The organism is Mycobacterium sp. MAC_080597_8934, from assembly GCF_000523975.1.
Lineage (GTDB): Bacteria > Actinomycetota > Actinomycetes > Mycobacteriales > Mycobacteriaceae > Mycobacterium > Mycobacterium avium.
This window is the reverse complement of record NZ_JAOS01000004.1, coordinates 204,248-216,775: the sequence shown is the minus strand read 5'-3', so window position 1 is coordinate 216,775 and position 12,528 is coordinate 204,248. Positions and strand designations below refer to the sequence as shown.

The 12,528-nt window shown below is 69.4% G+C and carries 12 protein-coding genes and 1 riboswitch; of the genes, 1 reads left to right on the top strand and 11 read right to left on the bottom strand.

Annotated features, from left to right (window positions below):
- The first annotated feature begins 37 nt into the window (after positions 1–37).
- On the top strand, positions 38–682 hold the full coding sequence (locus NF20_RS03750) for a TetR/AcrR family transcriptional regulator (protein ID WP_031347978.1): 645 nt from the start codon (positions 38–40) through the stop codon (positions 680–682).
- Positions 683–709: 27 nt separating this feature from the next.
- Here the strand turns inward: NF20_RS03750 and gcvP are convergent, their stop codons facing one another.
- The 11 genes from gcvP to secA2 form a co-directional block, all read right to left on the bottom strand.
- Entirely contained in the window at positions 710–3,535 is a 2,826-nt protein-coding gene (gene gcvP, locus NF20_RS03745) for an aminomethyl-transferring glycine dehydrogenase (RefSeq protein WP_033713002.1), read from the bottom strand.
- A gap of 176 nt (positions 3,536–3,711) precedes the next feature.
- Positions 3,712–3,809: riboswitch (glycine riboswitch) on the bottom strand.
- Positions 3,810–3,868: 59 nt separating this feature from the next.
- On the bottom strand, positions 3,869–4,498 hold the full coding sequence (locus tag NF20_RS03740) for a MerR family transcriptional regulator (protein ID WP_003876510.1): 630 nt from the start codon (positions 4,496–4,498) through the stop codon (positions 3,869–3,871).
- Positions 4,499–4,781: 283 nt separating this feature from the next.
- On the bottom strand, positions 4,782–5,276 hold the full coding sequence (locus NF20_RS03735; protein WP_003876509.1) for a bifunctional nuclease family protein: 495 nt from the start codon (positions 5,274–5,276) through the stop codon (positions 4,782–4,784).
- A gap of 112 nt (positions 5,277–5,388) precedes the next feature.
- Positions 5,389–6,141, bottom strand: a complete 753-nt coding sequence (locus NF20_RS03730) for a MerR family transcriptional regulator (protein ID WP_009977019.1) — start codon at positions 6,139–6,141, stop codon at positions 5,389–5,391.
- Complete coding sequence (gene garA, locus NF20_RS03725; RefSeq protein WP_009977020.1) at positions 6,141–6,611, bottom strand: glycogen accumulation regulator GarA; 471 nt, start codon at positions 6,609–6,611, stop codon at positions 6,141–6,143. Before garA ends, NF20_RS03730 begins: the two co-directional genes overlap by 1 nt.
- Positions 6,612–6,930: 319 nt before the next feature.
- A complete protein-coding gene (gene gcvH / locus NF20_RS03720) occupies positions 6,931–7,329 on the bottom strand; it encodes a glycine cleavage system protein GcvH (RefSeq protein WP_003876506.1) in 399 nt (132 codons plus the stop codon).
- A gap of 26 nt (positions 7,330–7,355) precedes the next feature.
- The gene (locus tag NF20_RS03715; RefSeq protein ID WP_033713031.1) at positions 7,356–8,189 is read right to left on the bottom strand and encodes a DUF881 domain-containing protein; all 834 of its coding nucleotides are present in this window, start codon (positions 8,187–8,189) and stop codon (positions 7,356–7,358) included.
- A gap of 7 nt (positions 8,190–8,196) precedes the next feature.
- Positions 8,197–8,529 carry a small basic family protein gene (locus NF20_RS03710; RefSeq protein WP_003876504.1) on the bottom strand — a complete coding sequence of 111 codons (333 nt, stop codon included), beginning with the start codon at positions 8,527–8,529 and terminating at the stop codon, positions 8,197–8,199.
- A gap of 61 nt (positions 8,530–8,590) precedes the next feature.
- The gene (locus NF20_RS03705; RefSeq protein ID WP_003876503.1) at positions 8,591–9,517 is read right to left on the bottom strand and encodes a DUF881 domain-containing protein; all 927 of its coding nucleotides are present in this window, start codon (positions 9,515–9,517) and stop codon (positions 8,591–8,593) included.
- Entirely contained in the window at positions 9,510–10,139 is a 630-nt protein-coding gene (locus tag NF20_RS03700; RefSeq protein WP_009977024.1) for a CDP-alcohol phosphatidyltransferase family protein, read from the bottom strand. Before NF20_RS03700 ends, NF20_RS03705 begins: the two co-directional genes overlap by 8 nt.
- A 54-nt stretch (positions 10,140–10,193) precedes the next feature.
- On the bottom strand, positions 10,194–12,527 hold the full coding sequence (secA2, locus tag NF20_RS03695; protein WP_033713004.1) for an accessory Sec system translocase SecA2: 2,334 nt from the start codon (positions 12,525–12,527) through the stop codon (positions 10,194–10,196).
- Position 12,528: the final 1 nt, after the last annotated feature.

Here is a 12,528-nt window from a genome sequence, read left to right as displayed (position 1 = left end):
CGATACCGCGTCGAGACCCCGATCGGCTGGAGGCCAGATGGTTGACCCCGCGATGCTGCTCGGCTTGCTGCCCGACGGCCTGGCCACCCTCGATCCGACCGCCCGCACCATCGTCACCGCGGCGCGCACCTGTTTCACCGAGCGCGGCTTCTCCAACACCACCATGCAGGACATCGCCGACGCGGCCGGCGTCGGCGTGGCCACCGTCTACCGCCGCTTCCGGCACAAGCGAAACCTGGTGCGGCTGACCATCATCGACGAATCCGTGCGGCTGAGCACCCTGATCTCCGACGTCGCGGGCCGCGCGGCGAGCGCCGAGGAAGGCATCGCCGAGGTGTTCGCCGCGTTCGTCCACGAAGCGTCGGCCCCCAAGCTGCTGACCCGCAGCATCCGGGAATCGCCCGCGGCCGGCGAGCTGTCCGCGTTCCTGACCGACGAGCATCTGATCGCCATCTCGCGCACCTACATCGCGAGCTGGTTGCGCCGCTGGCAGGAGCGCGGTGAACTGGCCGACGACCTCGACACCGAGGTGGTCGGTGAGATGATCGGGCGGCTGATCATCTCGCTGATCGAGACGCCCAAGTCCGTCATCCCGGTCTACAACCTCGCCAAGGCCCGCGATTTCGCCCGCCGGTACCTGGTGCCGCTGGTGCTGCCCGCCCCGGCGGCGCTACCCGGCTGATCGGGCAACGGGCACAAGACGAATGGGTCAGGCGAACGCCTCGACCGGCGGGCACGAGCAGACCAGGTTGCGGTCGCCGTAGGCGCCGTCGATGCGCCGCACCGGCGGCCACACCTTGGGTCGGAAGTCCTTGCCCAGCGGATAGGCCGCCTGTTCGCGGCTGTACGGGTGGTCCCAGTCGGCGGTGACCAGGCACTCGGCGGTGTGCGGGGCGCCGCGCAGCGGATTGTCCTCCACCGGCCACTCCCCCGCACCCACCCGGTCGATCTCGCCGCGGATGGCGATCATGGCGTCGCAGAAGGCGTCCACCTCGGTGAGGGTTTCGCTCTCGGTGGGCTCCACCATCAGCGTGCCGGCCACCGGGAAGCTCATGGTGGGAGCATGAAAACCGTAGTCCGCCAACCGTTTTGCGACATCGTCGACGGTCACGCCGGTGGCCTTGGTGATGGGACGCAGGTCCAGGATGCACTCGTGGGCCACCATGCCGTTCTCGCCGGTGTAGAGCACCGGAAAGTATTCGTCGAGCCGCCGGGCGATGTAGTTGGCCGAGGTGATCGCGGTCAGCGACGCCGCGCGCAGGCCGTCGGCGCCCATCATCCTGATGTAGGCCCAGCTGATCGGCAGGATCGACGCCGAGCCGTAGGGCGCCGAGGACACCGGATGCCCCTGCGGCAGCTCCGGGGCGTGCGGATGCCCGGGCAAGAACGGCGCCAGGTGCGAGCGCACCGCCACCGGCCCCACCCCCGGCCCGCCGCCGCCGTGCGGGATGCAGAACGTCTTGTGCAGGTTCAGGTGGCTGACGTCGCCGCCGAACTTGCCCGGCCGGGCCAACCCGACCAGCGCGTTGAGGTTGGCGCCGTCGACGTACACCTGGCCGCCCGCGTCGTGGACGGCCGCGCAGATCTCGGCGATGTCGTGCTCGTAGACGCCGTGCGTGGACGGGTAGGTGATCATCAGCGTCGACAGCCGGTCGCGGTGGTCGGTGACCTTCGCGCGCAGGTCGTCGAGGTCGACGTCGCCGTTGTCGTGGCAGCCCACGACCACCACCCGCATCCCGGCCAGGGCCGCCGACGCGGCATTCGTGCCGTGCGCGCTGGACGGGATGAGGCAGATGTCGCGGTGCGGTTCCCCGCGGCTGGCGTGGTAGTCGTGGATGGCCAGCAGGCCGGCGTACTCGCCCTGCGACCCGGCGTTGGGTTGCAGCGAGACGGCGTCGTAGCCGGTGATGGCCACCAGCCAGTTCTCCAGGTCGCCGATGAGCCGGCGCAGCCCCGGCGTGTCGGACGCCGGGGCGAAGGGGTGCTGACGGGCGAACTCCGGCCAGGTGATCGGCTCCATCTCGGCGGCGGCGTTGAGTTTCATGGTGCACGAGCCGAGCGGAATCATGCTGCGGTCCAACGCAATATCCTTGTCGGCCAGGGTGCGCAGGTAGCGCATCATCGCCGTCTCGGTGCGGTACTGGGTGAAGGCGGGATGGGTAAGGAATTCCGAAGTGCGGGTAGCGATTTCGCTGGCGACGGGCTCGGCGGGTGCGACGCCGAACGCCTCGAGCACCGCGGCGACGTGTTCGTCGGTGGTGGCCTCGTCGCAGGCCACCGAGACGTGGTCGTCGTCGACCCGCCACAGGTTGATGCCCCTGGCCTTGGCCGCGGCGATCACCTCGTGGGCCCGGCCCGGCACCCGCGCCAGCACGGTGTCGAAGTACCTGTCGTGCACCACCGCGGTGCCCAGCGCGGCGGCGATCGCCTCGGCGTGCCCGTGCACGCGGCGCGCGATCGCGGTCAGCCCCTCAGCGCCGTGGTAGCTGGCGTACATGGCGGCCATCACCGCCAGCAGCACCTGCGCGGTGCAGATGTTGCTGGTCGCCTTGTCGCGGCGGATGTGCTGCTCGCGGGTCTGCAGCGCCAACCGGTAGGCCGGCGAACCGTCGGCGTCCAGCGAGACACCGACCAGCCGGCCCGGCAGCTGCCGGGCGTGGTTGGCGTGCACGGCCAGGTATCCCGCGTGCGGGCCGCCGAATCCCATTGGCACACCGAATCTTTGGGTGGTGCCGAAGGCCACGTCGGCGCCGATCTCGCCGGGCGGGGTGATCAGGGTCAAGGCCAGCAGGTCGGCGCCGAGCGCCACCAGCGCGCCGCGCTCGTGCGCCTGCGCCACCAGGGCGGCCCAGTCGGTGATCGCGCCGCTGGCGCCGGGCAGCTGGGCGATGACGCCGAAGAAGTCGCCGTCGGGCAGTCCGTCGCGCAGGTCGGCGGTGACGATCTCGATACCCAGCGGCCGGGCCCGGGTGGCCACGATGGCCGCGGTCTGGGCGAACACGTCGACGTCCACCGCCAGCCGGTTGGACTTGCCGCGAGATGCGCGGTGCATCAGGGTCATCGCCTCGGCGGCCGCGGTGCCCTCGTCGAGCATCGAGGCGTTGGCGATCTCGAGGCCGGTCAAATCGGCCACCATGGTCTGGAAGTTCAGCAGCGCCTCCAGCCGGCCCTGGCTGATCTCCGGCTGATACGGCGTGTAGGCGGTGTACCAGGCGGGGTTCTCCAGGATGTTGCGCAGCAACACCGGCGGGGTCAGCGTGTCGTAGTAGCCCTGCCCGATCATGGACACGGCGACGGTGTTGGCCTCGGCCAGGCCGCGCAGCTCGGCCAGCGCCTCGGTTTCGCTGGCCGGCGGCGGCAGCCGGTCCAGGCCCGGCGCGATCCCGTCGGGCGAGAGCCGGTCGCGGATGCCGGCCGGAACGGCCTTGGCGGCCAGCTCGTCCAACGAGCCGACACCGATGACGTCGAGCATGGCCGCGACGGCCTGAGGGTCCGGGCCGATGTGCCGGGCGGCGAAAGTGGTGTGGTCGGGCACGGGAAACTCCTGACGAAGACGCTCGGGGCGAGGACGGCGGTGCTGCGGTGGTCCTCTCCCTCTGTCTTCACCCGTTCGCCGGGCGCCTGAGAGATTCGGCGGCCGATGCTGTCGCGGCCGCCTTTCCCCATCGGCGGGTGCGGGCCCGAAGGCCGGCACCGCTTTCCAGAGGCATCATGTTTCGTGCGGTCCGGGTGCCTGAGAGGTTGACGGAGAGGTGTTGCTCCTTCGGCGTCCGTGACTGGCCGTCACGGAACTCTCCCGCTCGAATGCGATGCGCCGCCCAGTTTACCCGCCCGCGCCGGCCGCCCACGCGCGCGGCGCCGGGCGTGATCAGCCGATCTTGCGGTCGCGGTGCTTGCGCCGGGACGCCAGCTCGTCCTCCGGCTCGGCGATCGACTCGCCGCCGTCGGCCCGCTCGCCGGGGAAGTCCGCGATGACGCCGGTCAGCTCGCGCATGGCGCCGGAGACCGCGATGCCGAACACGCCCTGCCCGCCCTGCAGCAGGTCGACGACCTCCTCGGCCGACGTGCACTCGTACACGGTGGTGCCGTCGGAGAACAGGGTGATGTTGGCCAGGTCCTCCACCCCGCGCTGGCGCAGGTGGTCGACGGCCACGCGGATGTTGTGCAGCGAGATGCCGGTGTCGAGCAGCCGCTTGACGATCTTGAGCACCAGGATGTCTTTGAAGGAGTAGAGCCGCTGGCTGCCGGAGCCCGCCGCGCTGCGGATCGACGGCACCACCAGCGAGGTGCGGGCCCAGTAGTCCAGCTGCCGGTAGGTGATGCCGGCGATCTGGCAGGCGCTCGGGCCGCGGTAGCCGACGAGTTCGTCGGGCACCGAGTCGTCGGGGAACAAGCCGGGCTGGACCGGCGCGGCGGCCGCGGTGACGCTGCGCTCACCGGTGCCCGCATTCCCGTCCTCGGCCAAATTGAGCTGCTCTTGGCGTGGCTGCTCGCTCACGGTGGTTCCTTCCCGCGATCGCGCTCTCGTCGGTGGCTGCGTCTCCAAGGCTGCATCGCAGCCACGTCTGCTCAGGCCCGAGTGCTAGTGAGCTTACGCTTGTCGATAGCCGCCGCGCCTGAAGTCGTCCTCAAAGTATGGCCGTCGCGGGCCCAAGTGGGCGAGCTATCCGCCAGCGTGTCGACATCACGCCGCCAGTTGAGACGCATCCGTGATATCGCCCTCCAGGCTAATCCAGCCGCCGCGTCGTTCCCAAAGCGCTGGTCGCGGGCGCGCCGGATGTCTAGGTGGCCTTGAAATCGTCGGGCGAGACGCTGTCGAGGAATTCCTTGAACTTCTCCACCTCGTCCTCGCGGACGGCGGTGCCGCCCTCCTCGTCGCTCTCGTCCGGAATCAGCAGCCCGGCCTGGGCCAGCACCGCCTCCTCGACGTAGATGGGGACACCGACGCGCAGCGCGATCGCCACCGAATCCGAGGGGCGCGCCGACACCGTGATGTTGCGGTCGAACACCAGGTCGGCGTAGAAAGTCCCCTCCTGCAGATCGACGATCCGCACCTCTTTCAGCGAATGTCCAAGCGCGGCAATGACATCCCTGATCAAATCGTGCGTCAACGGGCGAGGTGGCTCAACGCCTTGCTGCTCGAGGGCGATGGCGGCAGCCTCTGACTGACCGATCCAGATCGGCAGGTAACGGTCACCGTTGGTTTCGCGCAGTAACAACACCGGCTGGTTTTGCGGCTGCTCTACGCGAATGCCGACAACACGAACTTCACCCATTTGTGTCTGCCCTCCGCATTAGTGGCGCCGGTTGAATTGGTACTCGCCAGCGACGGCGAGGTCAAAAATCCGCCCCACTGCCGAAACCAAGCTGTCGACCGAAGTCTAGTCCTCAGCGATCGAGAACGTCGCGAACGGCGGATTTGATCAACGACGTGTGCAACGTAATGGCCAGCGCCGCAACCTCACGCGCCAAGTCGTCGGCGCGATCGCGGGCGCCCGCCTTGCCGGCTTTGCCTACCGGCCCGGCGATTTGGGCGATCAGGTCCGACTGCCGGTCGGCTGCCGAGCGGAACGCGCGCAGATGCCGCGGCTCGACGCCGTAGTCCGACAGCGCCCGCGCGCACTGCAGGATGACGACGGCGTGCTCGTCGAAGAACCCGGCGGGCCCGGTGGTGATGATCCCGGCCTTGAGCAACGCCGTCAGCAGTTCGTCGTCGACGCCCGCGCGCCGCAGCAGCTCTTCGCGGCTGAGCCGGACGTGGGCCGGGGCCACCGCCGAGGTGTCCGAGCCGAGGCCCGCGTTGGCGCCGGCGTCGGTTCCGGCCACCGACACCAGCCGGGGGGCGGTGTAGGGGGTGTTGAAGGCCGGCAGCTCGCCGTCGGGTTGGGCGTCCAGCTGCGCCCGGATGACCTTGAGCGGCAGGTAGTGATCGCGCTGCGCCGTAAGGATGAAACGCAACCGCGCGCAGTCGTACGCGGTGAACCTTCGATACCCCGACGCGGCCCGTTGCGGCGTCACCAGCCCTTCGGCCTCCAAGAAGCGAATCTTGGAGATGGTGACATCGGGGAAGTCCGGCCTCAACAATTCCAGGACCGCCCCGATCGACATCCCGGCCAGCGCCGAGCTATCGGGTGCGCTCACTAGCCTGAAGATCCTCCGTCCTCACCCTGCTTGGGCCCGGTCAAAAACACCAAGCGGAACTTGCCGATCTGCACTTCGTCGCCGTTGGCCAGCACCGCGGAGTCCACGGGTTCCCGGTTGACGTAAGTGCCGTTGAGACTACCAACGTCGACCACGCTGAATTCGTTGTTTTCCAACCTGAATTCGGCATGCCGGCGGCTGACGGTGACGTCGTCGAGGAAAATGTCGCTGTCCGGGTGCCGGCCCGCCGAGGTGGTGGCCTGGTCGAGCAGAAACCGCGATCCGGCATTGGGTCCGCGCTTGACGACCAGCAACGCCGAGCCCGCCGGCAACCCCTCCACCCCGGAGACCGCGCTCTCGGTGCCCGCCTGGGCGGGCGCGTCCAGCTCGTTGAGGAAGTCGGCACGGAAGACGGAAGTCGTCTCTACCGTGACTTCGTCCCCGTTCTGGTCCTGACTTCCAGAGTCCATGTCCGTCACGCGCTGCTCCTCACTGGCCGCTGTGGCGTTGTCTGTCCGGGCCGCTCGGCCGGCCGCCGCACCGGGCTCGTCCGCCCGGTATGCCGATTACTGCCGTCTCGTAGTTTCAGTGTCTTACACGTGTCATTCAACGGTCTTCAATGGTCCTTCACGGATCGCTGCACGGATCCCTTCACCGATCGATGTGTCGACGGTACCGCGCACGTCGCCGCAATGCGCCCACCACCTGACGATCCGAAACGTTGATTTCCCCCGTGTGCCGGCCGCACCGCTCGCTTGGCCGGGCGGGCTGCAGGGACATTAGCAACCGTCATTCGGTCAGCGTTCCGCGGTAGGCCTCGGCGTCGAGCAGTGCGGTGATGGCCGACTCCAAGGCGGCGGCGTCGGACACCTGGACATCCAGCAACCAGCCGGCCCCGTACGGGTCGGAGTTGACCAGCTGCGGGCTGCCTTCCAGGTCGGTGTTGACCGCCGTCACCGTGCCCGACACCGGGGCGTAGAGGTCCGACACCGATTTCGTGGATTCGACCTCGCCGAAGGATTCCCCGGCGGTCAGCTGCGCGCCCACCTCGGGCAGCTGAACGAAAACGACGTCACCCAACGCCGACTGGGCGAAGTCGGTGATGCCCACCCGCACGGTGTCATCACCGCTTCGGCGAACCCATTCGTGTTCGGCGGTGTAGTGCAGGTCGGGCGGGATGTCGCTCACGGTGATCCTGTCTGTTCGGGGGTTGCTCACTTGACGGGCTGAGCGTATTGGTGCGGTTTTGGTTGCCGCAAGGTGGTCACGTCCACCCGGTCGGCCTGCTGGACGGACATCCGTCCGCCCACCCGCTTGACGGTGTCCTGGGCGCCACCGGGAATGTTCATGGCCGCGGCCAGGGTGGGCGGATCGCCAATCGCCAGAATCGAATACGACGGCGACAGCGTTTTCGAGTCGATGGTCAACGACCCCGGCGTACCCGCCACCCAGGTGTCCACACCCACCCGCACCGACTGGTGCGCGTCGTTGACTTCGAGCGCCTCGGCGCCGGCGGCGCGCAGTTCGTTGACCACGTCGAGCAGCGCCTCGGGGGACACTCCCGGCGCGGGGTCGTCGATCGTGACGGTGACACCGGGCCCGGTGGCGCCCACCGCGCCGACCAGGATGGACAGCGCCGCCAGCCGGGATTGCGCGGACTGGATGGCGGCCTGATCGTTATTGCCGGACGCCTGAAGCGAATTCAGCGTGTTCTGCAGTTCGCTCACCTCGGCGCTGAGCGTGCCCTCGCGCTGCCGCAACGAGTCCAACAACACCAACAGGTCCGCGGGCCGCGCCGTCTCCAGCGAGTCCCCCGATTCGGTCTGGCGGACCTGGGTGACGATCGCGATGCCCAGCAGCAGACACAACAGCACGGCCAGGGTGCCGAAACCGAACCGGGAACGGCCCCCGCGCAGCATCCCGGACAACCCGGTGCGGCGCAGCGGCCCGATCGCCGGGCGGGGCTGCTTTCCCGGCAGTTCGTGGCGCCCGTGCGCCGCACCCTGATCCAGCGGGTCGGCCGGGCGATCCGGCGGGTCGTGACTCATGTTCACCTCATGCGCCGAACAGCCTGCGGCGCAGCGCCGCGGCGTTGCCGAAGATGCGGATACCCAGCACCACGATGATGGCCGTCGACAACTGGGTGCCCACCCCCAGCTGGTCGCCGACGTAGACGATCAGCGCGGCGACGAAGACGTTGAACACGAACGAGATCACGAACACCTTCGGATCGAAGATGCGTTCCAGATACGCACGCAGACCGCCGAACACCGCGTCCAGCGCCGCGACCACCGCGATCGGCAGGTAGGGCTGCACGACCTCGGGCACCGACGGATGGAACACCAGGCCCAGCACGATGCCGATCGCCAGTGCCGCGATACCGATCATGCGCGGCTTCCCGTGTCGCGCCGGAAGGGAAACCGGAATGGGAAGCTGTTCGGGATTCTTCTCACTGTGGCCCAATCTGCTTGGCGAACTTGACATCCCGGACCGATCCGGCAGGCAGCGTTAGTCCGTCGGCGACATCCACGGTAACCACCACGCCGTAGGAGATCTGCAGCAGCCTCAGCCGCTGCATCCCCGGGCTGGTGTCGAAGGCGTCGCGCAGCGCGTGCGGCGGCCCGATCGCCAGGATCGTGTAGGGGCTGCTGGTCGGGTTGTTGTCCACCAGGATCGCGCCGCCGGCCTGCCGGATGGTCACGGTCGGGCCGATCCGCACGCCGCCGACCGAGACGGCCTCGGCGCCGCCGGCCCACAACGAGTTGACCACCAGCTGCAGGTCGCGGTCCAAGATGATCTGCCTGCTGCCGCTGACCCGCTGCTTGGACACGTCCGAAAGGTTCGGGCCGGCGCCCGGATCGGTCACCGTGACCTTCAGGCCGGGGCCGATCACCGCCGTGCTGGCCGCCGCCAGGCCGAGCGCGTCGAGGCGTTTGAGCAGCCGCTGCCCCTCGGCGTCGTCGGCCAGGGCGTGCCGCTGCACGTCGTCGACCTTCGCCGACAGCTCGTTGCGCCGCTGCGCCAACTTCGCCGCCGAGCCTTCCGTGGCCCGCACATTGCCCAGCAGCAGCTGCTGCGCGCTGCGCACCCCGGGGGCCACCGAGCGGGCCTGGGCGACCGCGGCCGCGAAGACGGTGGCGATCAGCAGCGCCGCCAGCGCCTGCCACAGCCAGCCGGACACCCGCGGGCGCCGGTTGCGCGTTTCGTCGACGGCGCCGCGTTTGGCCGCCGCCGCGGCGTAGCCGGGATCGAGATGCTCGGAGAGCAGGGCGCGCAGCAGCGAGGGCACCGGAATCCGCTGCGGGCGCGCCGCCAGGTGCGCGCTGTGACCGGCGTTGGGGTCATAGCCGCCGAGCGCGCGGTCCACGTCAGCCATGGTCGACGACCTTCGCCATGGTCGACGGGCGCGACGCGCGGTCGACCTTGGGCATCCGGCGCACCACCAGCGTCATCTGCACCGCGTACTGCGCGAACGCCCACAGGTAGGCGTACAGGCCCCAGATCAGGAAGGCCCAGCCGCAGGCGCCCACCACGCGGCTCCACAACGCGTCCCAGGTGCCCAACAGCACCAGCGGGAACCCGCACATCAACGCGAACGTCGCCGCCTTGCCGATGTAGGTCACCGGCAGTGCCGACAGGCCGCGGCTCCACAGCAGCGGCAGCGTGGCGGCCAACAGGCCGTCGCGGACGAGCAGGACGACGACGAACCACCACGGCACGATGCCGCTCAACGCCAGCACGACAGGCACGACCACCATGTAGAGGCGGTCCACCGCGGGGTCGAGCAGCACACCCAGCCGCGAGGACTGGTTGAGCAGCCGGGCGATTTTGCCGTCGGCCCAGTCCGAGGCGCCGCTGAACATCAGGATCGCCACCGCCCACCCGTTGGCGTGGGCGACCAGCAACGCGTAGACGAACACGGGGACGAGCGCCAGGCGGACCGCGCTGAGCGCGTTGGGCACCGTCAGCACCCGGTTGGGTGGAAGCACCGGCTCCATGTGCCGTGACATTAGCCAAGCGCGGCGCCCCGTGCGCGGCTGGCCGCGCACCGGCTAGCGGAACACCCCGGGCAGGCTCAGGGTGGACAGCGTGTCGTCCGACAGCGGGTTGTCGTTGACCATGTACGTCCACGTCGACGTCGGCCGGGCCAGCTTCGACAGATCCAGGCCCGGCTCGTCCTCGAGCACGTTGGCGGTTTCGAACGTCTGCTGGGCCGCCTCGATCGCGTCGGCGGCCAGCGACGCGAACGCGTCGACCGCCAACCGGTGGAATTCGTCCAGCGGATTCTGCCGGCCCAGCGCCCGCAGGTGGATGCTCTCGCGGATGTCGGCCAGGTACGCCAGATGGTCGGCCCAGCCGCGGTCGAGGTGGTAGAGCATGATGTGCCGGCAGATGGTTTCCAGGCGTTCCTCGGGGATCTCCTCGGCCAGCTCCCGGTAGCGCTTCGGCGCCAGCTCCGCCAGCTCCTCACGCGCGGTTGCGGTGCGCAGCAACGTGTTACGGCGATCCACGATGATCGCGCGCTGCTGGGCGATCAGCTGGTTGTAGCGCCAGGTGTTCGCGTGCACGTCCAGCATGCGGCCCTCGGCGACGCGCTGGGCGTGACCGAGCAGCCCGGCGGCCTTGGGGCTGATGATCCGGCCGTCGCCCGTTTCCGGGTCGGTTTCCATCGGCAGCTTGTTGCGGTCGAGGTTGGCCGCCACCACGTCGTCCTCCCAGCTGGAGAAGAACACCGACGACCCCGGGTCGCCCTGCCGGCCGGCGCGCCCGCGCAGCTGGTTGTCCAGCCGCTCGGTGTGGTGCCGGCCGGTGCCCACCACGTGCAGCCCGCCCAGCTCGGCGACCCGGTCGTGGTCGGCCTCGTCGGAGCCGCCGAGCCGGATGTCGGTGCCGCGCCCGGCCATCTGGGTGGACACCGTCACCACCCCGAACTTGCCGGCCTCGGCGATCACCTGGGCCTCCTCGGCGTCGTTCTTGGCGTTGAGCACCACCGCCGGCACGCCGCGGCGCAGCAGCCGCTCGTGCAGCTCCTCGGATTCGGCCACGTCGCGGGTGCCCACCAGCACCGGCTGCCCGGTTTCGTGGACCTCGATGATGTGCTCGACGATCGCGTCGTTCTTGGCGGCCGCGGTGATGTAGACGCGGTCGGCCTCGTCCTCGCGGATGTTGGGTTTGTTCGGCGGAATCGGCGACACACCGAGCTTGTAGAACTGGCGCAGCTGCTCACCGGCTGCCAGCGCGGTGCCGGTCATGCCGCACACCGTGGCGTACCGGTTGATCAACGCCTGCACGGTGATGGTGTCGAGCACCTCCCCGGTTTCGGTGGTCTCGATGCCCTCCTTGGCCTCGACGGCGGCCTGCAGGCCGTCCGGCCAGCGCTGCAGCTGCGCGATCCGCCCGCGCGAGGCGTTGATCAGGTGCACCGCGTCGTCGCGGACGATGTAGTGCACGTCGCGCTGCAACAGCACGTGCGCGTGCAGCGCGACGTTGACCTCGGTCAGGGTGGTGCCGACGTGCTCCTCGGAGTACAGGTCGATGCCGCCGAGCGCCTTCTCCACCTTGCGCGCGCCGACGTCGGTGAGATGGACGTTGCGGCTGTCGGCGTCGGTGTCGTAGTCGGTGCCGGCCTCCAGCTCGCCGACCAGCTTGATGATCTCCAGCCGCGGCGTCTCGCGGTGCGTCGTGCCGGCCAGCACCAGCGGCACCAGCGCCTCGTCGACCAGCACCGAGTCGGCCTCGTCGATCAGCGCCACGTCGGGGTTGGGCGAGACCAGGTCCTTGACGTCGGTCACCAGCTGATCGCGCAGCACGTCGAAGCCGATCTCGTTGACCGAGGCGTAGGTGACGTCGCAGTCGTAGGCGGCCCGGCGCTCCTCGCTGGACGACTCGGCGGTGATCCAGCCGACCGTGAGCCCCATCGCCTCGATCAGCGGGCCCATCCATTCCGCGTCGCGGCGGGCCAGGTAGTCGTTGATGGTCACCACGTGCACGTGCCGGCCGGCCAGCGCGTAGCCGGCCGCCGCGATCGCCCCGGCCAGGGTCTTGCCCTCGCCGGTGGCCATCTCGATCACGTCGCCGGCCAGCATGCGCAAGGCCCCAAGCAGCTGCACATCAAATGGGCGCAAGCCCGTTGCCCGCTCGGCGGCCTCCCGGGCGATGGCCAGGAACTGTGGGATGTCCTCGGACTCGGCGAGGTCCTCCAGGTTGAGCAGCCCGGCGGCCTTGCGCAGCTGCTCGTCGGTCAGCCCGGCGGCCTCGTCGTCGTATTCCGACGAGTCGGTCACCAGGGTGAGCGAACGGCTGCGGTTCTTTTCCGTGCTGGCGCCGAGCAGGCGCCAGAATCGGCTGCTCAGCCGGCCGGGTTGAGCGCGGTTCGTCTTAGGCACA

Excerpts from the sequence above, each read along its gene's own strand:
- NF20_RS03705 (WP_003876503.1), bottom strand. The coding sequence starts at position 9,517 with ATGGCTGACGTGGACCGCGCGCTCGGCGGCTATGACCCCAACGCCGGT.
- NF20_RS03750 (WP_031347978.1), top strand. The coding sequence starts at position 38 with ATGGTTGACCCCGCGATGCTGCTCGGCTTGCTGCCCGACGGCCTGGCC.
- NF20_RS03700 (WP_009977024.1), bottom strand. The coding sequence starts at position 10,139 with ATGGAGCCGGTGCTTCCACCCAACCGGGTGCTGACGGTGCCCAACGCG.
- NF20_RS03715 (WP_033713031.1), bottom strand. The coding sequence starts at position 8,189 with ATGAGTCACGACCCGCCGGATCGCCCGGCCGACCCGCTGGATCAGGGT.
- NF20_RS03735 (WP_003876509.1), bottom strand. The coding sequence starts at position 5,276 with ATGGGTGAAGTTCGTGTTGTCGGCATTCGCGTAGAGCAGCCGCAAAAC.
- garA (WP_009977020.1), bottom strand. The coding sequence starts at position 6,611 with ATGGACTCTGGAAGTCAGGACCAGAACGGGGACGAAGTCACGGTAGAG.
- NF20_RS03710 (WP_003876504.1), bottom strand. The coding sequence starts at position 8,529 with ATGATCGGTATCGCGGCACTGGCGATCGGCATCGTGCTGGGCCTGGTG.